General features: G+C 65.7%; 36 protein-coding genes. 28 read left to right on the forward strand and 8 right to left on the reverse strand.

All coding sequences use genetic code 11. From position 1 onward, the window contains the following. Nucleotides 1-25: 25 nt before the first annotated feature. From QSK05_RS26450 to QSK05_RS26555, 22 genes are all read left to right on the forward strand, one after another. Complete coding sequence (locus tag QSK05_RS26450; RefSeq protein WP_285600042.1) at nt 26-2,014, forward strand: DUF8224 domain-containing phage-derived protein; 1,989 nt, start codon at nt 26-28, stop codon at nt 2,012-2,014. Between the two features lie 21 nt (nt 2,015-2,035). Then, the gene (locus tag QSK05_RS26455; protein WP_285600043.1) at nt 2,036-2,437 is read left to right on the forward strand and encodes a hypothetical protein; all 402 of its coding nucleotides are present in this window, start codon (nt 2,036-2,038) and stop codon (nt 2,435-2,437) included. 84 nt (nt 2,438-2,521) lie between these two features. After that, complete coding sequence (locus QSK05_RS26460) at nt 2,522-2,908, forward strand: hypothetical protein (protein WP_285600044.1); 387 nt, start codon at nt 2,522-2,524, stop codon at nt 2,906-2,908. A 163-nt stretch (nt 2,909-3,071) separates the two neighbouring features. Next, nucleotides 3,072-3,311, forward strand: coding sequence for a hypothetical protein (locus QSK05_RS26465; protein ID WP_285600045.1), 240 nt, complete (start codon nt 3,072-3,074; stop codon nt 3,309-3,311). After that, a complete protein-coding gene (locus QSK05_RS26470; RefSeq protein WP_285600046.1) occupies nt 3,308-3,631 on the forward strand; it encodes a hypothetical protein in 324 nt (107 codons plus the stop codon). The genes QSK05_RS26465 and QSK05_RS26470 overlap by 4 nt, the downstream gene beginning before the upstream one ends. Further along, nucleotides 3,628-3,903: a hypothetical protein gene (locus tag QSK05_RS26475; RefSeq protein WP_285600047.1), complete on the forward strand. Its 276-nt coding sequence runs from the start codon at nt 3,628-3,630 to the stop codon at nt 3,901-3,903. The genes QSK05_RS26470 and QSK05_RS26475 overlap by 4 nt, the downstream gene beginning before the upstream one ends. A gap of 350 nt (nt 3,904-4,253) precedes the next feature. Next, nucleotides 4,254-4,550 (forward strand): hypothetical protein, encoded by a 297-nt coding sequence (locus QSK05_RS26480; protein WP_285600048.1) that lies wholly within the window; start codon nt 4,254-4,256, stop codon nt 4,548-4,550. 112 nt (nt 4,551-4,662) lie between these two features. Continuing rightward, the gene (locus QSK05_RS26485; RefSeq protein WP_285600049.1) at nt 4,663-4,869 is read left to right on the forward strand and encodes a hypothetical protein; all 207 of its coding nucleotides are present in this window, start codon (nt 4,663-4,665) and stop codon (nt 4,867-4,869) included. Continuing rightward, nucleotides 4,866-5,057: a hypothetical protein gene (locus QSK05_RS26490; RefSeq protein ID WP_285600050.1), complete on the forward strand. Its 192-nt coding sequence runs from the start codon at nt 4,866-4,868 to the stop codon at nt 5,055-5,057. Before QSK05_RS26485 ends, QSK05_RS26490 begins: the two co-directional genes overlap by 4 nt. Beyond that, a complete protein-coding gene (locus tag QSK05_RS26495) occupies nt 5,047-5,613 on the forward strand; it encodes a hypothetical protein (RefSeq protein ID WP_285600051.1) in 567 nt (188 codons plus the stop codon). Before QSK05_RS26490 ends, QSK05_RS26495 begins: the two co-directional genes overlap by 11 nt. Beyond that, nucleotides 5,606-6,010, forward strand: a complete 405-nt coding sequence (locus tag QSK05_RS26500) for a hypothetical protein (protein ID WP_285600052.1) — start codon at nt 5,606-5,608, stop codon at nt 6,008-6,010. The genes QSK05_RS26495 and QSK05_RS26500 overlap by 8 nt, the downstream gene beginning before the upstream one ends. Continuing rightward, nucleotides 6,007-6,312, forward strand: coding sequence for a hypothetical protein (locus QSK05_RS26505; RefSeq protein WP_285600053.1), 306 nt, complete (start codon nt 6,007-6,009; stop codon nt 6,310-6,312). The genes QSK05_RS26500 and QSK05_RS26505 overlap by 4 nt, the downstream gene beginning before the upstream one ends. A gap of 104 nt (nt 6,313-6,416) precedes the next feature. Continuing rightward, nucleotides 6,417-6,599 carry a hypothetical protein gene (locus QSK05_RS26510; protein WP_285600054.1) on the forward strand — a complete coding sequence of 61 codons (183 nt, stop codon included), beginning with the start codon at nt 6,417-6,419 and terminating at the stop codon, nt 6,597-6,599. A 169-nt stretch (nt 6,600-6,768) separates the two neighbouring features. Continuing rightward, the gene (locus tag QSK05_RS26515) at nt 6,769-6,960 is read left to right on the forward strand and encodes a hypothetical protein (RefSeq protein WP_285600055.1); all 192 of its coding nucleotides are present in this window, start codon (nt 6,769-6,771) and stop codon (nt 6,958-6,960) included. A gap of 265 nt (nt 6,961-7,225) precedes the next feature. Then, nucleotides 7,226-7,702 (forward strand): hypothetical protein, encoded by a 477-nt coding sequence (locus QSK05_RS26520; RefSeq protein WP_285600056.1) that lies wholly within the window; start codon nt 7,226-7,228, stop codon nt 7,700-7,702. Continuing rightward, nucleotides 7,699-8,046, forward strand: coding sequence for a hypothetical protein (locus QSK05_RS26525; protein ID WP_285600057.1), 348 nt, complete (start codon nt 7,699-7,701; stop codon nt 8,044-8,046). Before QSK05_RS26520 ends, QSK05_RS26525 begins: the two co-directional genes overlap by 4 nt. After that, nucleotides 8,043-8,297 carry a hypothetical protein gene (locus tag QSK05_RS26530; protein WP_285600058.1) on the forward strand — a complete coding sequence of 85 codons (255 nt, stop codon included), beginning with the start codon at nt 8,043-8,045 and terminating at the stop codon, nt 8,295-8,297. Before QSK05_RS26525 ends, QSK05_RS26530 begins: the two co-directional genes overlap by 4 nt. Continuing rightward, nucleotides 8,264-8,803, forward strand: coding sequence for a hypothetical protein (locus QSK05_RS26535; RefSeq protein ID WP_285600059.1), 540 nt, complete (start codon nt 8,264-8,266; stop codon nt 8,801-8,803). Before QSK05_RS26530 ends, QSK05_RS26535 begins: the two co-directional genes overlap by 34 nt. Nucleotides 8,804-8,849: 46 nt before the next feature. Continuing rightward, nucleotides 8,850-9,251, forward strand: coding sequence for a hypothetical protein (locus tag QSK05_RS26540; RefSeq protein ID WP_285600060.1), 402 nt, complete (start codon nt 8,850-8,852; stop codon nt 9,249-9,251). A 266-nt stretch (nt 9,252-9,517) separates the two neighbouring features. Beyond that, the gene (locus QSK05_RS26545) at nt 9,518-10,090 is read left to right on the forward strand and encodes a DUF262 domain-containing protein (RefSeq protein ID WP_285600061.1); all 573 of its coding nucleotides are present in this window, start codon (nt 9,518-9,520) and stop codon (nt 10,088-10,090) included. Between the two features lie 31 nt (nt 10,091-10,121). Further along, a complete protein-coding gene (locus QSK05_RS26550; protein WP_285600062.1) occupies nt 10,122-10,283 on the forward strand; it encodes a hypothetical protein in 162 nt (53 codons plus the stop codon). A gap of 20 nt (nt 10,284-10,303) precedes the next feature. Further along, entirely contained in the window at nt 10,304-10,555 is a 252-nt protein-coding gene (locus QSK05_RS26555) for a hypothetical protein (RefSeq protein WP_285600063.1), read from the forward strand. A 143-nt stretch (nt 10,556-10,698) separates the two neighbouring features. On the opposite strand, the gene QSK05_RS26560 is transcribed toward QSK05_RS26555, so the two are convergent. Then, complete coding sequence (locus QSK05_RS26560) at nt 10,699-10,833, reverse strand: hypothetical protein (RefSeq protein ID WP_285600064.1); 135 nt, start codon at nt 10,831-10,833, stop codon at nt 10,699-10,701. A gap of 95 nt (nt 10,834-10,928) precedes the next feature. Between QSK05_RS26560 and QSK05_RS26565 the strand changes: the two genes are divergently transcribed. The 3 genes from QSK05_RS26565 (at nt 10,929) to QSK05_RS26575 (ending at nt 13,152) form a co-directional block, all read left to right on the forward strand. Next, a complete protein-coding gene (locus tag QSK05_RS26565) occupies nt 10,929-11,219 on the forward strand; it encodes a hypothetical protein (protein WP_285600065.1) in 291 nt (96 codons plus the stop codon). A gap of 269 nt (nt 11,220-11,488) precedes the next feature. Next, entirely contained in the window at nt 11,489-12,628 is a 1,140-nt protein-coding gene (locus tag QSK05_RS26570) for a hypothetical protein (protein WP_285600066.1), read from the forward strand. A 29-nt stretch (nt 12,629-12,657) separates the two neighbouring features. Beyond that, nucleotides 12,658-13,152, forward strand: coding sequence for a hypothetical protein (locus QSK05_RS26575; RefSeq protein WP_285600067.1), 495 nt, complete (start codon nt 12,658-12,660; stop codon nt 13,150-13,152). Between the two features lie 171 nt (nt 13,153-13,323). On the opposite strand, the gene QSK05_RS26580 is transcribed toward QSK05_RS26575, so the two are convergent. Next, nucleotides 13,324-13,623, reverse strand: a complete 300-nt coding sequence (locus QSK05_RS26580) for a hypothetical protein (RefSeq protein ID WP_285600068.1) — start codon at nt 13,621-13,623, stop codon at nt 13,324-13,326. Nucleotides 13,624-13,873: 250 nt separating this feature from the next. On the opposite strand from QSK05_RS26580, the gene QSK05_RS26585 reads away from it, so the two are divergent. Next, on the forward strand, nt 13,874-14,113 hold the full coding sequence (locus tag QSK05_RS26585; protein WP_285600069.1) for a helix-turn-helix domain-containing protein: 240 nt from the start codon (nt 13,874-13,876) through the stop codon (nt 14,111-14,113). On the opposite strand, the gene QSK05_RS26590 is transcribed toward QSK05_RS26585, so the two are convergent. From QSK05_RS26590 to QSK05_RS26605, 4 genes are all read right to left on the reverse strand, one after another. Beyond that, nucleotides 14,110-14,361 (reverse strand): helix-turn-helix domain-containing protein, encoded by a 252-nt coding sequence (locus QSK05_RS26590; protein ID WP_285600070.1) that lies wholly within the window; start codon nt 14,359-14,361, stop codon nt 14,110-14,112. The genes QSK05_RS26585 and QSK05_RS26590 overlap by 4 nt on opposite strands. 532 nt (nt 14,362-14,893) lie before the next feature. Continuing rightward, a complete protein-coding gene (locus tag QSK05_RS26595; RefSeq protein ID WP_285600071.1) occupies nt 14,894-15,385 on the reverse strand; it encodes a single-stranded DNA-binding protein in 492 nt (163 codons plus the stop codon). A 77-nt stretch (nt 15,386-15,462) separates the two neighbouring features. After that, a complete protein-coding gene (locus tag QSK05_RS26600) occupies nt 15,463-15,771 on the reverse strand; it encodes a hypothetical protein (RefSeq protein ID WP_285600072.1) in 309 nt (102 codons plus the stop codon). Further along, nucleotides 15,768-16,088, reverse strand: coding sequence for a hypothetical protein (locus QSK05_RS26605; protein WP_285600073.1), 321 nt, complete (start codon nt 16,086-16,088; stop codon nt 15,768-15,770). Before QSK05_RS26605 ends, QSK05_RS26600 begins: the two co-directional genes overlap by 4 nt. Before the next feature lie 231 nt (nt 16,089-16,319). Between QSK05_RS26605 and QSK05_RS26610 the strand changes: the two genes are divergently transcribed. Further along, nucleotides 16,320-16,916 (forward strand): hypothetical protein, encoded by a 597-nt coding sequence (locus QSK05_RS26610; protein ID WP_285600074.1) that lies wholly within the window; start codon nt 16,320-16,322, stop codon nt 16,914-16,916. After that, nucleotides 16,913-17,512, forward strand: a complete 600-nt coding sequence (locus QSK05_RS26615; protein WP_285600075.1) for an HNH endonuclease — start codon at nt 16,913-16,915, stop codon at nt 17,510-17,512. The genes QSK05_RS26610 and QSK05_RS26615 overlap by 4 nt, the downstream gene beginning before the upstream one ends. 61 nt (nt 17,513-17,573) lie before the next feature. Here QSK05_RS26615 and QSK05_RS26620 read toward each other — a convergent pair whose 3' ends face one another. Next, complete coding sequence (locus QSK05_RS26620) at nt 17,574-18,254, reverse strand: hypothetical protein (RefSeq protein ID WP_285600076.1); 681 nt, start codon at nt 18,252-18,254, stop codon at nt 17,574-17,576. 48 nt (nt 18,255-18,302) lie between these two features. Continuing rightward, nucleotides 18,303-19,070, reverse strand: a complete 768-nt coding sequence (locus QSK05_RS26625) for a GntR family transcriptional regulator (protein WP_285600077.1) — start codon at nt 19,068-19,070, stop codon at nt 18,303-18,305. Between the last annotated feature and the right edge of the window lie 59 nt (nt 19,071-19,129).

Consider the following 19,129-nt stretch of genomic DNA (forward strand, 5'->3'; position numbering starts at 1 on the left):
ACTTGAGAACGGGGAACGGCCAACCATGGCAGATTTCAAGACTTTCGCCGATGCGATCCACGAGCGGTTCACGGCGATGTCCGGGAGCGAGCTGTACGTCGTCGACGCCGAAGGCATCTGGTCGGCGTACCTCAGCGCGTTCCCGACGGGAAGCAACCCGATGTTTCGGGAGCGCACGGAGCACGACTGCTCGACGTGCCGGCACTTCGCCAGGAACGTCGGCAACGTCGTCGAGATCGCGGACGGCCAGCTGCGTTCGGTGTGGGGTGGGCTCGACCTGCCGGAGCCGTATCGCACGGTGTCCGCAGCGCTGGACGAGTACGTCACCTCCCGCCCGATCGTGGGCATCTTCCGAATGTCGGAGCCCAAGTACGGCACGCAGCAAACCCGATCCCTGGTCGGCGAGACGGTGGAGACGTGGAACCACTTCCACGGTGAGATCGTCGAGCGGCACCGGTCCCGTGAGGTCGCGACCGTTCGGGGTGAGTTCCTGGCGTCGGTGCAGGTTTTCCGTCGCGGCCTGGAGGAACTGTCCGGCTCGGCGATCGATACCGTCGTGGACCTCATCGACAACAACTCGCTCTACCGCGGCGAGGAGCACATGCGGGCGGTCACCGGGTTCCGTTCGCTGCTGAACCACTACAACCAGTTGGTCGGTGAGGCGCGGAACACGTACGTGTTCGCCAACGCGAGCAACCCGGCCGCCCGTTTCCGGAACACGGTGATCGGCACGCTGGTCCAGGATCTCTCGGAAGGCATGAGCCTGGAGGCGGCGGTCCGGAGCTTCGAGGCCAAGGTTGCGCCGGCGAACTACAAGCGGCCGAAGGCGTTGATCACTCCGGCGATGGTCGCGGACGCCATGAAGACGATCACCGCCCTGGGGATCGAGTCTTCGCTGGAGCGCAGGTTCGCGCACCTCGCCGATGTCGGCGTCAACGACGTCCTGTGGGTCAACCGCGACGTGAGGCCGCAGATGAAGGACGGCAGCATCGCCGACATCCTCATGGCCGCGGCAACAACGGCGCCTCGGCGGGACGCGGCGGCCGAACCCATCTCGATCGCCGACTTCATGAAGAACATCCTCCCCGGCGCCACGGACGTCGACCTGCTGGTGAAGAACGCCAACGAGCCCAACTTCTGCAGCATCACCACCGGAGCCAACCCCGGTTCCCCGTCGATCCTGAAGTGGGGCAACGACTTCGCGTGGTCCTACGGCGGGAACGTCACCGACTCCATCAAGGAGAAGGTCAAGCGGGCCGGCGGGAATGTGGCGGGCAAGCTGCGGGTCAGCCTGTCCTGGTTCAACTACGACGACCTCGACATCCACGTGATCGAGCCGAACGGCAACCGGATCTACTACGGCAACCGGCAGGACAAGCTGGACGTCGACATGAACGCTGGCGGTCGCTCGTCCCGGGAGCCGGTGGAGAACGTGTCGTGGACGTGGAACATCCAGGACGGCGACTACCGGGTGGAGGTCAACAACTTCGCCAAGCGGGAGACCGTGGACGTGGGCTTCGTCATCGAGACGGAGAGTGCCGGGGTGATCCAGAACTACCGGTACGACAAGGCGGTCCGCAACAACGAGACGGTCCCGGTCGGCGTGATGGCCGTGGAGGACGGAAAGATCGTCAAGTTCGCGCCCGGCAAGGACATCATCGGCGGTAGCGCCTCGAAGGACATCTGGGGCGTCCGCACTGAGGACTTCGTGAAGGTGAAGGCCGTCATGTACTCCCCGAACTACTGGGGTGACAGCGAGGTCGGCAACCGGCACTACATCTTCGCCCTAGACGGCTGTGTCAACGACCAGCCGACCCGCGGGTTGTACAACGAGTTCCTCAAGGCCGACCTCGACAAGCACCGCAAGGTTTTCGAGGTTCTCGGCGACCGCACCAAGTGCGCGGCCGACCCGGACCAGATTTCCGGCCTTGGCTTCAGCTCGACATCCGGGGCGACTATCACCGCCAAGGTCACCAGCGGGGGCCGTCAGCGCCTCCTCGCCATCCAGTTCTGACAACTATCAAGGAGAACGACCGTGAGCATCTTCGAGACCGCCACCCGCAACGCCTTCCGGTTCGACTCGAACCGGGGCCTGATTTCCACCGAGGACCTGTGGGATCTCCCGCTGGCCTCCAAGGCCGGGTTCGACCTCGACTCAGTGGCGAAGGCCGTCAACGACGAGCTGCAGTCGGCCAGCCAGACCAGCTTCGTCCAGACCGAGGCCGATCCCCGCAAGGGTGAGCTCGAGACCAAGCTCGAGATCGTGAAGCACATCATCGCGGTGAAGATCGCCGAGAACGAGGCCAAGCGCAACCGGGCGGCCCGCGCCGCCGAGAAGGAGCGCCTGCTGGGCATCCTCGCCGCGAAGAGGGACGACGAGCTCCAGGGCCTGAGCGCCGAGGAACTTCAGGCCCGGATCGCCGCTCTCGCGGACTAGCGGCTGACTCTCGCCGCCCGGCCGATCTCCGGGCGGCGGGGGTGAACTTCTAGGCCAAGACCACAACCAGAAACGGGGTACGACATGGACAACCTGACGCTCGACCAACTCGGCGACCTCCTCACGAAGGCAGCCGCTGAGGGCATCCGGATCGGCAAGGCCAGGACGGACGGCGACCACACGGATGCGGGGATCGCCGGGCACATCCTGATGGAGGCCGGGCTGATCGGTTCGCAGGCCCAGTTCGACTGGCTCGGCGATCCGTTCCCGGCGGGTTTTCGCGGGACGGTCAAGGAGGCGGCGGGGGTTGTGCGCGGTGCCCATCCGGGTGCTGATGTGCAGGTTCTGTCGCCGCGCCTGGTGACTGTGATCGAGCAAAACGGCGACCAGGAGACGTTCCTCGGGCTCGACTCGGTGACCCGCCAGCACGCGGACGCCGGCGTGGTGGACGCGATGGGGGTGCAGCCGTGAGCGCGAGTCACCGCACCTCGGTTGACATCGTCGGTTCAAGCGCAGCTCCGGGCGGGTTTCTCGCCACCTGCGTCTGTGGCCTGAGGGGACGTGAAATGCCTTTCTACGACGAGGCGGAACAGCAGGGGCGCGACCACGAAGACGAGATGACGGCGGCGGGAGCATGAGCCGCATCTGGCGCACCGGGGATGCCCCTCTGGCGCCGGGGACTCGGGTCCGGGCGCTGGTGGTCGAGAACGTGACGGCGGCTGTCCGGAAGTACGGAACGGTGGCCGAGCGACAGGGCCATGGGGCTGGGCTGCGCGTCGAATTCGGCAAGGAGATCGAGAGCAACGACGGCTACTCGGATCGCGAGTGGTGGGTTGCCGAGGCAGAAGTACTCGACGACGGGGGAGAGCAGTGACCGAGAAGCTGTACCGGGCCGTCTGGCCGAACATCATGCGGCAGGCGAAGAGTGAAGTCGACGTCCGTGCCAAAGCTGCCGAGACCGGCGGTACGCCGCGCCTGGAAGTCGCCGAGTGGAAGCCTCTCGACTCGGACGAGCCGACGGACATCGTCGACGAGGAGCGCGTCCGGAAGCTTCAGCGGTTCGCCGAGCTGGTCGGGCCGGTCGTCACGAACACTGCACTCCTCACCCTGATCGTCGACGAGGAGCGCCTGACCGAAAAGGAAGTCAGCGAACTGGTGGCTCTCACTGATGATCTCGGGGTGACGGCGAAGTGAGCAGATACGCCTACCGGATCAAGCGCAGCGACGTAGCGTCGGTGCTCGTCGATTCCTGCATCATCGAGACGGCCGACAACCCGACCGTCCCGTTCCGCACATGGACGGTCTTCGATCCTGGCGCGAGGGAGACCTACCCCAGCTTCATGGGGGAGCAGATGCAACGCCTCTGTATCGGCTGTGGCGACCTGGGATGGGTCCGAGTTCATGGCCACGAGGGCGACTGCGGGCAGGGCCAAGAGTGGGTTCCTGACTGGCTGGTGCCGTCGTGATCCGCCGCGCCACGTGGGCCGCCTGGTCCGTGTTCTCGGTCGCCCTGGCTGTGGGATGGATGGCGTGGATCCGGGTCTTCGGTCGGCCGGCGAACCCGGGGAAGGGGTGGAGGCGCCTTACAGCCTGAAGATCGACCCACCTGCAGGACGTGCGAGAAGCGTGCCGTGGCAGCGGTTCGGCGGGCCACCGGGGCATCCGGTGCTTAGCTCAGCTGAAGTACTCCGAGCCATGAAAGAGCTACGCCAGCAGGGCGTCACCAGCGGCAATCTGCACGACCGGCTAATGGGCGCCTGGATGGCCGCCACGGCCTGCGAATTCTTCGATGTAGACGAGACGGAAGGGTAAGAGCATGGACAACGACTGCGACCGAAAAATGGTCCGCGAGGCGCGGCTGCCCGATCGACTTCCCGTGGTCGAGCGCGAGAACTTCCCCTTTCGTCCGACGCGGCTGCGGGAGCAGATCGTGGACGGCGTGTATCGGGCGGAGTTCACGGGTCCGATGGTGGTCGAAGGTCGGGAGTGTACGGGCCTTGCAAGGTGGGCGTCGGACGACTCAAGTTTGGGCGAGATTCCCAGTACGGTGCGGGCATTCCTGGTTGGTGAGAGCGCGATGCGGAACTGGCTGGCCGGGGTGATGGCTCCGTGAGCCTTCCCGCGCCGGAGCCCCCGGAGTACGACGACTTCGACGACGACCTGGACGACAGCTACACCGACGATGACGGCGCCGATCTGGCCTACGAGGGGATGGGGTACGACGGATGATCATCAACGGCATCGACTACGAAGCTCGCGCCGCCGAACTCATCGCGGCCGGATCCAGCAACCCGAACGAGGACGACGACACCGTGCTCGGCCGCCTCGTCTACTGCAACCAGCACCGCCGCGTACATGCGACCGGATGGTGCACCGTCAGCAACCTCGAAAAGGTCGCCATGCCTGCAAGCTGGACGGAGGCTGTGCTGTGACCCGCCCACTGGACCAGGCCGACGTGGATGCCGTGCTGGAGCAGAGGTACGGCGTCGACATCCTCGATGCGGCCACGACGATGGAGAGCTTCGCAGCGAGATTCGAAGCCTTGTCGTGGCTCAACGCGGCCGTTGCTATCGGGTGGACGCCGCCCGCACGTGACGAGGAGGCCACCGATGCCCGGTGACGTCGAGGCAGGACAGAGCGTGAGGGTTCTCGCCGAGAAGGACGGGCCAACCACCGGATGGACCGGCATGGTGACTCGGGCGCCCCATCAAGGAGTTGGAGCCGTCCATGCCTGGCATCCGTATCGGGGGCACATCGAGATCACCGACTGGGAGATCGTCCCGCTCGGTCCTATGGAGCCACCCGCTGCCCCCGTCCCATCTGCCATCGCAAGCGGTGATGAGGTGGAGCGCCTGACCGCCGAGTGTGAGGCCGCCCGTGCCACCGCCGCGAGTCTCGAAATCAACTGGGTGATGCTGCGTCAGCGGATTGTGGGCCAGCTCGCGACCACGTTCCAGGAGAGCGCTTACGAGCGCGTTCTGTCGTGGATGGATGAACTGCTCGAGCGGGCCGAGGGGGAGTCCGAACGCTATGTCCATCTTGCCCGCGAACTAGAGGGCCTGGCCGCGAACAAGGGCATGCCCGAGGGCGTCGTCAATCAACTGAAGCGAGGTGCGCTCGGCTTGATGATCCTTGCGTCCGGCTGGCACGAGGGGGAGGTGGGGGCTGGTGAGTGACGCTTTGATCATTGCGACGAGTGCGGTCAGCGGCGCAGGCATGTTCACCACGCGTCACTTCTGGGTGGATGAGGACGACTGTGAAGTGCCCCCTGGTGACCCACGGGCTTCGCATATGGACGTGATAACCGCCCCGGACCCCGAGAAGTGCGCGCGTGTCGCGCTGGAAGCGGTTGGCTACGAGGCGCTCAAGGTAGAGCGTGACGCCCTGGCCGCCCAGCTCGACCAGTACCGGGCGTGGCTGGTGGAGATGCTCAACGAGTTGGAGGCAGTTCGGTTCGCTGCGGCCGGAGATAGGGACACGTCCGTGTGGTCCAACTGCGACTTCCAGCATCGGGTGCTGAGCCCAGCCCTCAAGCGCCTCGACGAGATCACGGGGAAGGGGGCTCCACAGTGAAGGTAACGCCGAACTACAACATCAGTCTTCCTGGGAACCTGGTTTACCGCCGCCGGGGGGACGTGCCACTGGGGGAACTCATGGGCATGGCCTATGGTCCGGACGACGCAAAGATGGTCGCCGCCGTGCTCAATGGCGAAGAGGTCTGGGAGCACGACCACTTTCCGCCCTATGCGTCCACCTGGTACGACGTGGAGGACTCTACGGGCGACCGGATCATCTCGCTGCGGAACCACCCAGATGCCGACCTGGTGGCACGGTTACTGAATTCCGCGAGAGTGAAGATCGCCGAGGATCTCTGATGGGCGACGTGGCTCACCTACGACAACCTCCACCGATTACTTCCGTCGACGGCCAACTTGGCCCGCTGGACTGCACGTGGCGGGTGGAGGCATCCAGCCCGGTGATGAGCCCACGCATCCAGGCCCGCGACTCCCGGGGCGTCCTGCGGTGCTCGCTGAAACTCGAGATGCTGGGCGGCGACCTGGATGCCGAGTCCGTTGCCCAGCTGCTCGCCAGGATCATCGGGGAGTACGAGCCCGGACCGTCAGCGCTCATGCTCGCGGCGATCGAGAGCGGGCAGATGTGAGCCAGGCAGATGATCTCGTGGCCCGGTTCCGGAAGTGTGAGCTGAGTGCCGAGCAGCTTGTGGCTGAGATTGCTGCACTCACGCGGCCGGTCGTGGCCGTGAAGCCGGAAGCCGTGAAGCAGGCCGAGAGAGCGCTCTGGCGACTCAGAAGACACCTGGAGAGATGAAGATGCCCGAACCCGACGCGTACGAGATCGAGACCGCCTGCATCGTCATGCACGATGCCTATGAGGCGGCGGCCGCCGAATCCGGCTGGGAGGCGCAGGAAGCCAGTCGCAAGCCCTGGGAACAGGTCCCGGAGTCCAATAAGGCGACCATGCGGAAAGCAGTCACCGCGCTGATGCAGCACTTGGGCGCCTGACGGCCGTGATTTTTCTATTCGGCGGCACTCTCGCAGCGTGGATCTACATAGCGGTCGGATGGAAATACGACGAGAGCGAGTACGGGCACTGGTGGCCCGCCGTTCTCGTTGGTGCGCTGCTTGGTACGGCAGTCTGCGCCGGAATCATCTGGATCCACTAGCAGAACTATCCGCTGATCCTGAGGTCAGCGTCGAGTCCAGCAAGTAGAGCCCCGTGGCCCGCCAGTGGGGAATCTGGCGGGCCACGGCCCAACCGAGGAGAGCAATGAGCTACATGCGCGTCGATTTGAACACGCCTGCGATGACGCACACTTTCGAGGGGGCGCCCGTCTACCGAAAGCATGCCGAGGTGGCCATCGAGGAGGTGCCCGTGGGTACCGTCGTGGAGACAATCCTCGCCGACGGAACCGCCGAGACCACGCTGACCGCGACGGCCGAACGCTGCATCAAGGTCACCAACCCCGGCGGGGAGGTTTACCTGATCGAGAAGGCCAAGCGCGACGAGCGCTACGAGCACATCGAGGGCGATCGCTGGCGTGCCAGAGGTCGAGTCCACGCCTTCCGGAACCCCCACGGAAAGCCCGTTGTCATCGATGCGCCGTGGGGCGAACCGCAGTACGGCGGCACGGAGGTCATGTTCGCGGTGGCACTCGATGGCGGGGTCCTCGGATCGAACCGGTACCTCATTGGCGGTGCCGAGTTCGCGGAGACGTACCGGGCCGAGGAGGACAAGACCGCATGACCGAGACGACCACGACCCCGCTCCACTTCGCCGATGCCGTGCCGCGAGAGAAGAACATGTGCGGCCACTTCGCGGGAATGGCCATGGCGCACCTGCATGCGTTCGACCGCGCGATCCTGGCGGGATCAACCCGAGGCGACCGCCGGCAGGCATCCGACGCCCATCTCCACCCCGCCAATGCGGCTTTCGCTGCTGCGGCGGCCATCAAGGGCTGGGGGCCCAGGAAGATTAACGAGGCGCTGGCCTTCCCCGAGGGCATCCGGGAGTGGTGCTGCCAGTGGCTGACCGACGCCGGTATGGCGCCGGAGGACATCGGCCGGCTGACGTGGACGGTCGCGCGGTGAGCACGCCGCACATGGTCACGTTCGTTCACGACGGCAAGACGGTGACCATCCCGGACCCGCGTGACCCGCACGGTGTCGAGGACCGGCTACGAGGCGGAATGGCCACGCTGGACGACATGGTCTACGCGGCAACGGTGATGGCGGCGTACCGGGAGATGTTCAAGTGGCCCCAGCAGCGACGGAACCGGCTGATACGGAAGATAAAGGAGGTAATGGGATGGCCGACGCCATTGGCCGGCGAGCTTGGATAGCTCTTCACGGCGTGGACCGGGAGCATCAGATCGAGAGCGACCTCATCGATGCCCTGCATGAACTCGGCGAGAAGTACGGCGTGCACGTCGACTACGCGTCCGGGCCGCTATACGAGGACGGCGACCAGACGGACCGGGAGCTGGCCCTCTACAAGGACGCCTACGGGAAGCTGTCGTACGCGACTGGCGAGGCGCTCGGACGTGCACTCGGCTACCCCGCGCATGTCCCCGAGCAGACCGGTGGCAGCGCGGACGAGGTGTGTACGGGCGACAACACTCCCGAGACGCTGGCGGCCGAGGCTGCGGGGAAGATCCGGGAACTGACGGCGGAGCGGGATCGGTTGCGCAAGACCCTGCTGATGATCCGCGATGCCGTCCGTGATGCCGATCTGAGCGATGGTTCAGCTCGCGCGGCCGTTGGAGCCATCGCCGCGTCCGTGGAGGGTTTGAGCGACGAGACGATTCGACGTGGACAGGTCATTCACGAAGGGCTGGAAAGTGACTGACGTGCCTGACTCCTGGACGATCCGAGTCTGCCGATCATGCCGTGAGGTGGTGACGGTCCCGCCGTACTGCTCCCACGGCGCGGGTGTGCCGGCCGATCGGATGCTGGTCGGGGACTGGTGGGTGTGGGTGGAGGTCATGGACGCCGAGCCTGTGCATCGTCTGCTGCGGATGCTGGCGTCGGCTGCGGCCCGGTATGACGCTCGGGTGCCGGGGATTGGCCAGTACTCGGAGCTGGTGCCGTACTTGAGCGCTGCTGACCTGGTGGCGAATTCGGAGCGGCCGGGGCGGACGGATGCTCGGGTGGTTGAGGAGCTTGACGCGATGCGGGGGCTCCTGGTGGACGTGCTGCGGGTGCTGGAGTCTCCGGCGCCTCGTGACGGCCTGGATGTGGCCCTGGCGCCTCGTGCGGGGGATGTGGCGGTCAGGGTGCGGGAGATGCTGGGCTAGATCTCTCGCTTCGGCGGTCGCTCTGGCAGTTCCGCCCCGTCGCGGCGAGCGAACCAGGCCCAGAGCTGGCGTGTGATTGCAGACCGGTCTGCTCCCGATGCTTTCGCTGCGGCGTCGAAGTCGCTGATGAGCTCGTCGTCGACTCCTCGGATGACTCGCTGCTTGTGTGCGTGCTGGTTGGCCATGGGGAAAGTTTCGCAGGTGGGTTGCCACCCCGGCAAGAGTGGTGCATAGTTGGGGTGGCAAGCCACCCGTGAACAGGAGTGATGGCAGTGGAGACGTTGCAGACCTTGGCCCCGATCCGCCGGATCTCGGTGTCGACGTTCAACAACCGCATTGACTCGATCGCGCACTACGACACGGCAGACTTCGGTCTCGACATGGATCAGCCGTACCAGCGTGGCCACGTCTGGGGCTTAACCCGGCGTCGAAATCTCATCCGGTCATTCCTTCTGGGTGTGCCGATTCCGTCCCTCATCATCAACAACCGGTGGGAGGCGAAGTTCAGTCACCCCGGGTGGGACGAGAAACGCTGCAACTCTCACGCCGTCATCGACGGCAAGCAGAGGTGCACGACGATCCTGATGTTCATGCGCGGCGAACTGGCCGTCCCTGCCTCTTGGTGGACCACCGAGCAGTTCGACATGCCCGCCACGATCGAGACCGACGACGGCTTGTATGTCGACTGGAACGGGCTGACCCGGCAGGGGCAATTTCGATTCCGCGACCGCACGATCGGCGTCGCCGAGGGCCAGTTCTCGACGCTGGCCGAGGAGCAGGCCGTGTTCGACCTCGTGAACTTCGGTGGGGTCGCTCAGGGCGAGACCGACAACGTCTGAACCCCAAGCCAACCGAGCAGGAGGAAGTGCCGTGAGCGAGCACGAGGCAACCGCAACCCGTCAGACGCACGGCCTGCGCCTGTGGCGTCCAGGCTGCACCTGTGGCTGGACGAGTAACGAGCAGGCCGACAGTGAGCGCCGGGCCCTGCGGATCGCCCGTGAAGAGCACGCCACCGGCACGTCCACCGACTGACCGAGAGCAAGGAGAACCCGATGACCACCGCAACGCTCCCATGGGAGCCGGCCGACGTCCGCGCGGTCGACGATGAGCCGCAGTCGTTCATCTACCGTGGCCGCATCTACGTCGTCCGAGCGATCCACTTCGGGTGGCTCGAGGACAACGCCCGCGCGTTCCGGGTGACCGCCTCGACCGGGCAGGGAACCGGCGGCGCGGAATACGAGCTGCAGCAGGGTAGTCCGTGGCGTGTGCGTGAGGTTGTCAGTGGCGATACCGGGGAGGGCTGAGATGGGCAGCATTTCCACCCGCCACCGGATGGCGGGGCTCCCTTCGCGCGGTGCGTCGTGCGGCCAGGGAAGCGCGTCAGCTACGAGACGGCCGGATGACGAAGCCCCAGCCTCGGAGGGATGAGGCTGGGGCCGATCTTGGGTCAGGCCGACCGCTGGCGGGGGATGTACTCGAGCTGGAGCGCAGCCCTATCGACGAAGTCCCGGAAGATGTCCTCGGGGTGTGTCTCGCCGGAATCATTGCTGATGACGATGCGGCGCCCGATGCGGTGGATCATCCACCAGATGCCGCCGACCTGGATGATGCGGTGGCAGCCGGGATCTTCCTGGCCGGGAGGGATCGGGAGGACAGATTCGGACCGGTCATCGCCCGGTGGACGGCTCCGCAGTGACGCTGTCGGGCGGGCGATGCACGCTCATGCATCCGGCGTACGTGTGGTCCGGATTGATGGATGCGCCCGGCTGCGCGGTGGCCGTCACCGTGCGCGCCCGGTCGGGGCAGGCGGTTGTCACCGGGGAGACCGCTGGCCTGGACGGGCTGGCGTCACGATCGCCGCATCCGACCAAGGCGATGATCGACAGGCCGATCAGCGATACCGCTCGGATGTCGTGGATGGTGCGCTGCATCAGCCTGTTTGTCACCGCGCGTGTATATCAGCGCTGAGTCGTCAGACGGAAGCATCGATGGTCATTGCCTGCAGTGCCTGGTCGGCGAGCAGGCACTATTTCGCTATGATTTTGCACTCATTGCGACGATTGTCCATTTGCGGAAATCTGGAGCTTCTACCGGAAGCGATCTAGAAGGACCTCGTGACAACCAGACGCCCCATGTTCCTGATGGCTCCCCTCGCAGCATGCCTCTTAGCCCTAATCAGCGTTTGCGTAGCCCCGTCAGCGCAAGCGGACGAGGTCCCCGACCCTAGGGCCGATTGTGTGCGGGTCACTCTCGACGGTCGTGAAGTCTGCGCCGTCTTCACCGTCGAGGCCGACCCCGACGCGGAGGAGATGGTGAAGCGCAGAGACGCCGCGGTCGCGGCCGAGGCTTCTCTAGATGCCACCGACGCTGAGATTTCCGCAGCTGTGGTCGACGTGCCCAAGATCTGCATTGATTCAGCCAAGGACATCACTCTGAAGTACAACCGTACCAACATCTGTTACGCCGGGCTTGGAGAGTTTTCCTTCGTCGACCTCACCACCTGGGAGGAAATTGGGCACATCAAGTTCAACTTTTGGCAGTTCAGCATTCTCGACCGCCTCGATTTGACCTTCAGTAACCATTGGGAGGTCATGCCCTACTACATGACCGGTGCCGCCGTCGGCGCGCAAATGGTCGCGTCCGCGTCCTGCAACTCCTACTGTTCTCTGGCAGCGGGAGGTGGGACGGCAAAGTCAAAAACCATGGCCATAGACAAGCTCGTGCGCTGGGAGACTAAGGCCACGTCGAAGGTCGCCGCCAGTAAGGTTTCGAAGTACAACAAGGTGGATTGGGCCGCGCAGATCCTGCCCATCGGCGGCACCCCGTCCGAGTACTTCCCGACCGTGAACAAGAACATCCGTTGTGACCGAACGCTGCCCGGGCATAAGAAGGGTGGCTGCGTTGTAGCCAGTTTCGTACCCACAATCACCTTCGCAGAAGCTGATTACCCGCAGTACTACAGCCATGTTCTTCGGTCCATCGGCAATGGTTCTCCCAGTCGCCTGACCCGGATGGCCAACGCCTCGCTCAAGAAGAAGAACGGCTCGAAAGCCTGCCCCTCGCACTGGCCGCGGCCCACGATCGACCACGAGTGCGACGAGTTCCCGATGCGTTCGACCTATGAAGGTGCTTACACCGCGGCGGGCCAGGACGCGAACGGCGACTGGAAGGGTACGGCCATCGGGCGTACGTTCAAAGGATGCGGCATCACGGCGCTGAAGACCGGCACCGTTCCCGGAGCCCAATGGAGCTCGTGCATGATTGACAAGGACCAGAACCAGGCGGCGGGTCAGAAGGTTAAGAACTTCTACCTGCAGCAACGACTCCTCGACCGCGATCCGTACAAGGTGGCACTCAAGGCCAAGGCCGCCCAATGAACGCAGAGATCATCGAGGCCGACGACCACATGTTCGTGATCCTGCCTGAGGGTGAGCTCCTGCCTGAAAGCAGACCGCCTCGCGAGGAGATCAACGGCTTGGCTGACTGTTTCGAGGGGTGCGTCGTCATTCAAACCGGCATCGCCACCGGATCCGTCACTGTCACGGCCGAGTTTCTCGATGAAGCGCCGGATCCCGATGGTACCGACCCCGATGATCTGGACCGCTGGGACGACGTGGTCGAGGTCAGCGTGCACCTGCCGGTACCCGGTGCCCGGATCCGGGCGTTCGAGGACGAGGGCCCCGAGGACTGGCCAGACGTCAATCATCAAGGGCCCGGTTGGTACCGTCTTCGCGTCTACTGCCGGGGCCGGGACACCGAGATCGATGCCACCGTGGATGAGTCACAAGAGCGATACCAGATCGTGGTGTGGCCTGCCCCGCAAACGCTTCCGGTCATGCTGCGGGTGACCGACCGCGTCGGACGGAGCATGCGCCGCAAGGCCTCCAGGGCGTCCGCCTGAGGATTTCTGATGCAGGCGGAACAGCGCCAATTATTGCGCTGAACTCGGGATGGCCCGGGTTCAGCCCGGAGGAGCTCCGGAGCCGGATCGACGCGCTCGGCTGGCGCCCGACGCCCGCAAACGACGAAAACCCCCGGTGCGCCGCCGGGGGTTTTTCGTTGTCCGTGGCCGTCAGATGCCAGTGATCTCCGTGGACATGCGGGGCGCCGGCACGTACGGGCCCCACGCTGCGACCGAGTCAGCTGCCAGGCGCAGCCACGACGGGAGCGGCACCCGGCCCTCGTGCATGGGGCGCACCCAGGGCCCGTCGGGGGAGTCGACGACCTGGACGGTGATCCCCTCGACCTCGATCGGCTCGGACTCGCACCAGGATTCTCGGAGGTCGCTGCCGTCGTCGGGGGAGCCGATCAAAGCGTGGCCCGCGGGATCGCCGCAGAAACCGGTGTGCTCGTGTCTGGTCGTCGTCTGCATCGACTGCCCCTCACCGCCCCCACCATCATGAGGACTGTTTGACAAGGCCACCATCTAAGCGTGTCAACTACTTGTACGTAGCGTCACACGCCCGAATCCAGCCAACGGGCCGGTTTAGGGGACGGGTGTTCGTGGGATGACGGGACCACACAGGTGGCCAACGCCAGCATCTCTGGCGCTCTCACCATGCAGTGGCAAGAACGCCAGCGGGGGCATCCCCCACCACCACGACACACCTACCGTCCCCGGCATGGCCGTCCGCGACGTCATCGCACGGGCCATCGCCGGCGAACGAACTGCACAGGCACTCACCCAAGCCGACCTTGCGGCACGGGCTGGCGTCAGTCCAGGCATCCTGGCCCGCATCGAAGCTGGCACGCGCGAAGTAACCCTCGACGAACTCCTACGGCTCGCCCAGGCGCTCGACGTGACCGGATCAGACCTTCTGCGCAAAGCCAGCCCGCACGACCGGGCCCGCTTCGGTCTCTAGCCGTCCAGGCCCATCGCCCGCGACTCGCGGGCGCTCACACGCCGCAGCAGATCCCACACGGTGCAGTCCAGCGCTTCGCACAGCTCAGGGATGTCCTCCGTGTACAGCGGACGCACACCGGTCTCGATCGCACCGACCGTCTGCCGGGACCAGCCCATCCGACGCCCCAGTTCCGTCTGGGACATGCTCGCGGCGGCGCGTTCGGCCGCGATGGCACGACCGACCGCCAGGCGCGTTGAGCTACTCACCCCACGCAAGCTGCCAGCGGCGCATGCAATCGGCCGATCTACACGGCGAAACGCCAGGATTACTGGCATTATGCAAGCCATCCGGAGCAGCGCACCTGTACGCGGAGCCGCAGCGCCGCCCCGGAGATCCCGGGCAAGCCCCGCCCCGTCACCGGACACGACTCCGGAGGCGGGGCGGGGAAGCTCCCACGGAAGGGACGCCATGGTCGAGCTCGTCGCAGGCCCAGCAGGCGGCCTCACAGCGCCCGGGACGACCACGGCGGACGTCGTATGGGTCCGCGTCCAGCCAGGGCCCGACGGCAGCCCACAGCCCGTCCACCACGCCGGCCAACTCGTCTACCTGCGGCCCGGGGAGTACGTCCAGGACATGAACCCCGACTGGATCGCCTACACGCGCCGTAGAGACGGCACCTGGCGATACCGGCCCTGGCCGCGACCACCCGCCCAACACCCACGCCGCGACATCCGGCAGACATGAGGGAGCCCTCGGGACCGCAGGCGCGGCAAACCGGGGGCTTCCACGTTCCTGAGGTCAGAACGGCGGCGAGGCATCCCCACCGAACCCGGCACCCGCCGGGGCAGCAGACGCCCAGGGGTCGCCGGAGGGCTGGCCGTTCGACGGCTGGGAGCCGCCTGACGAGCCTCGACCGGAACCACCACGCTCGGCTTTCACGACCTTCGCCGTGGCGTACTTGAGGCTCGGGCCCAGCTCGTCCACCTCGAGCTCGACGACCGTGCGCTTCTCGCCTTCCTTGGTGTCGTACGTCCGGGACTTCAGCCGGCCCGTCACGATCACCCGCGAACCGCGGGTCAGGGACTCGGCGACGTTCTCGGCGGCCTCGCGCCAGACACTGCACCGCATGTACAGCGTCTCGCCGTCCTTCCAAGAGTTCGACTGCTTGTCGAACGAGGATGGCGTCGAAGCTACGGTGAAGTTCGCGACGGCCGCGCCGGAGGGAGTGAACCTCAGCTCCGGGTCGTTGGTGAGGTTCCCGATCAAGCTCAAGGTCGTATCGCCGGCCATAGTTCCTCCTGGTTACGTTCGACCAATCTTCATGGTCAGACCCCAGGATATCTTGCGCCACCGACAGTTTCGGGGATCTAGACGTCCACCGACGGCTCGAACATGTCCTGCGGCCACGGCTGCACCGACACCGACGTCAGCACCACCACATCGGACACCCGATCCAGGCGCCCCTCGACAGCGGCTGCCCCAAACCGTGACGGCCACACCACCGCCCGATACCCTGGATGCCCTGCCGCCGGAAGACCATCGAAGTCCGCCGCGAACAGCTCCTCCACGGGCATCAACTCGACCAGCTCGAAGTCCGTGTCCGGGACCATGCCCGACGCGACCAGCGCCCCCAGCATCAGCCGGTACTCCGGCGTCCGAACCACCTGCCGCCTCACGAAGCCTCGCGGGCCTCCGCATAGGCGCCATCCAGCCGGTCCAGCAGCCGCTCAACCACCGTACGCACCGGCGCCGGGAAGAACTCCAGGTCGCCCCGGTCCCGCAGCACCCCGGGCCGCTCCCGGTACCAGGCGCGCATCTCCGGCGACGGCAGCGCCTCCACCTGCTCGGGGCTCAACCAGCCCAGCCCAGACCCCGGGAACGGCAGCTCACGGCCCGACGCGCGCACATCCGCCAGCCGCTCGGCGGCCTCCACCGGCGTGGCATCCGCGATCATCGCCCGCCACTCCGCCGGCGTCATCCGCTTCCCGTCCATGCCCAACCCCCAGGTCTCGACTGCCGTCCAGCGTACGACGAGGCACCGACAAGCATGGGCAGAACGGCACTCACTGAGCGTCGAACAGGCGTCCACGCACGGTAGGGTTAGGGACGGCCCCGGAGCTGTAACTCCAGGGCCGTCGACACCGAACCACCCGACTAAGGAACTGGCTCGGCGGCACCAGTCTGACACGGTGCTGTCGCGCTCCGGCATCTGGAGCAACCACAAATGAGCACTCCGACTCTCGCTCTACTACCCGACCTCATCGGTCGTGACGAGTGGACTAGGCAATGCAAGGCCGAGCGCGGCCTCAGGACTTCCTCCAAGCTGATTTGCCTGTTGCTCGCCGATTGCTGGGACGAAAAGCGTGACCCGGAAGCGCCGATCACCATCCCCATGGGCGAGCTGGGCAAACAGGGAAGCCTGTCTCGTGCGGCCGTCTACCGGTCGATACGAGAGATCGTCGACCTTGGCTACATTGCACAGATGAGCGCGCCGCGACAGCATCGCGCGCCGACGTGGCGCCCTCTCGTCCCCGAGCAGGCTGCGGCCGTGGCTGCCGAGTTGAAGCGACGCCGTGACGCGTCGCCCGGCGTCGTCTACTACCTACTGATCGGCGATTACATCAAGGTCGGGTACACGGCGGACCTGAACAACCGCCTCAACAGCTACCCGCCAGACACGCAGGTTCTGCACTCCCACCCGGGGACGCTCGACGACGAGGCCGACACGCACGTAAGCCTTCGCCCGCACCTGGCCGCCCGTCGCGAGTGGTATCTCGCCAGCCCTGAACTGCTCGCTGCCATTGAGGAGATGAAGGCTTGAGCGCGACGGTGCCAGGCCAGCGCACCGACGCCGAGATGGAGGCGGCCCTCGGGGTCGTCCTCAATCACTGCACGGCCCGCAGCACAACGAAGGTCGTCTGCATGATCCTCGCCGCCACATCGGAGCCACCGACCATCGCCGAGATCGCCGACATGGCGAACGTACACGAGCGCGGCGTTCGTCGGGCGCTCCGGGAGCTTGAAGAATCAGGTGACATCCGCCTTGTCGAGCGCTCCATACGTGGTCGCCCGAACGTCTACGAGATCGCCTTGCAGTGCCTGCCCGGATGCCGGGGCGCCGACCATGTGATTGAGCCCGAGAGGAGCGCCAAGGCGAAGGGCAAGGCGGTGATCTCGCCCAGCCTGCGCCGCAAGGTCCACGAACGAGACTTCTACCGGTGCCTGGGCTGTGGGACGCATCTTGACCTCACATGCGACCACGTCATTCCGGAGAGCCGCGGCGGGAAAACGGAGCTCGACAACCTCCAGACTCTGTGCATGCCGTGCAACTTGGACAAGGGCGTTCTGAGCCAAGATGAATGGAGTGCTCGACGGGCAGCGCGGGCCATCGCCCCGCAGCTCACCTTGCCAGCCTGACCCTCGTCACGCGAAGGCCCCGCCCGGTATCGATCCGTGCGGGGCCTCGTCGCAGGTGCTGCTAGTCCGGCAGCCGACTCATGGAAGCTCGCACCAGCTGTTCCAGCTCGCCGCCCGGCAGCGGCGTCGCCGAACCTGTCGACATGAACCGGATGGTCGCGCCACGCACCGCCACGTACACCGAGTCGTCGGTGTACGTGTTCCCGTCCGTCCAGACGATCGTGTCCCGGACCGCGATCGAGTCTTCCCCGAAGGCCGGGAATGACACCTCGCTTATTCGATGCTTCTCCGTGCCCTGGTCGTTCGTGAACGTGAACTTGCCACAATTGCCCAGGTGCTTACGCAGCTGGTCCAGGCGCCAGGATGCCGACTTGCCCTTCACGCGGTAGACGCGCTGCGAGAACGACGACGCGAACACGCTGCTGCCATCAGTGAAGACGGCGACGGCGAGGTCTTCGGTCGGGAACCTGGCGGGAGTCGTGAGGACCCACTCGCATGCCTTCGGGCGCACCGTCCAGTCGAAGCCGCTCTCGCCCTCAGGGACTGAGCCCCACCCGGACGGCAGGTCCTTCACGCGGACAAGCATCGCCCTGGCCTGCTTGCGCGTCAGCGGCTCAACCTTGGCCGGCGCCGATGCTTCCTCGGCCGCCTCGGCGGCAGGGCGAGTCGATGGGGCTTCCGGCGATGCGGAACAAGCAGCAAGGAGCAGGGCCGCAACCGCGGTGATCGAGAGTATGCGCACCCACACAGGCTGCTGGCTACCGATGCGTAGGGTTCGAGAACCGGTGAACTACTCGATCGGGATCAGGTACTCGAGCTCGTAGCGGTCTGCGGCTATGACGATGTCGCACGTCTCCACAGGCTTCTCTCCGGCCATGTGTGTCCTCTGGATCACGATGACCCACACGTCCTCCGGGATGGCCAACAGGCGCCGTTCCTCGGCCGTTGAAGGGCGCGTCTTGATGCCCTCCCAGATCGCGTCGACATGGACGCCTATCAAGTCCATGCGCGCCACAACGCCAGCGCCTGCACCGGTGCCAACCTCGGGCTCTTCGATGTCCGTGCCGCCGACGAGAGCCACGGGCTCCCAGGACTCGGAAAGCTGTATGGGCTGCCCGTCAGCCACCCACCGATACGACGTGTGCATGACGGGGTCGCCAGGGCCTATTCGCAGTCGGTGTGCGATCTGCTCGCTTGCCCGCTCCTGAACTGTCTTCGGCGTGGGGGAGAACGTGGGCCGTACGCCGGCCGCGGTCGCGTCACGCCACAGCGGCGACGTGAGCCCATCTGGCCGCGGTGCCCGCTTGTAGCGATCCGACCGACGCACGATCACGGCTGGCTTCTCGCGGACGAACGTCCCTCGTCCTGGCCTGGTGTCGATGAGGCCTTCGCTGCGAAGGATGTTGAGTGCCAGCCGGACGATCGGCCGTGGTCGCCCGAACCAGTCTGCGAGGGACTGCTCGGACGGTATGCGTGCCCCCGGCGCGAGCTCGCCATTGGCTATCTGTGCCCGTAGGGCGGTCGCGATGACTACGTGCTGAGGGTCGTCTGGGGCCACATCTTCGAAGTTACTGGACGCGGTTCCCGCTGGCACTAACCGGTACTGCCCAGTCTTTG

Origin of the sequence: Kineosporia sp. NBRC 101731, from assembly GCF_030269305.1 — a bacterium.
GTDB lineage: Bacteria > Actinomycetota > Actinomycetes > Actinomycetales > Kineosporiaceae > Kineosporia.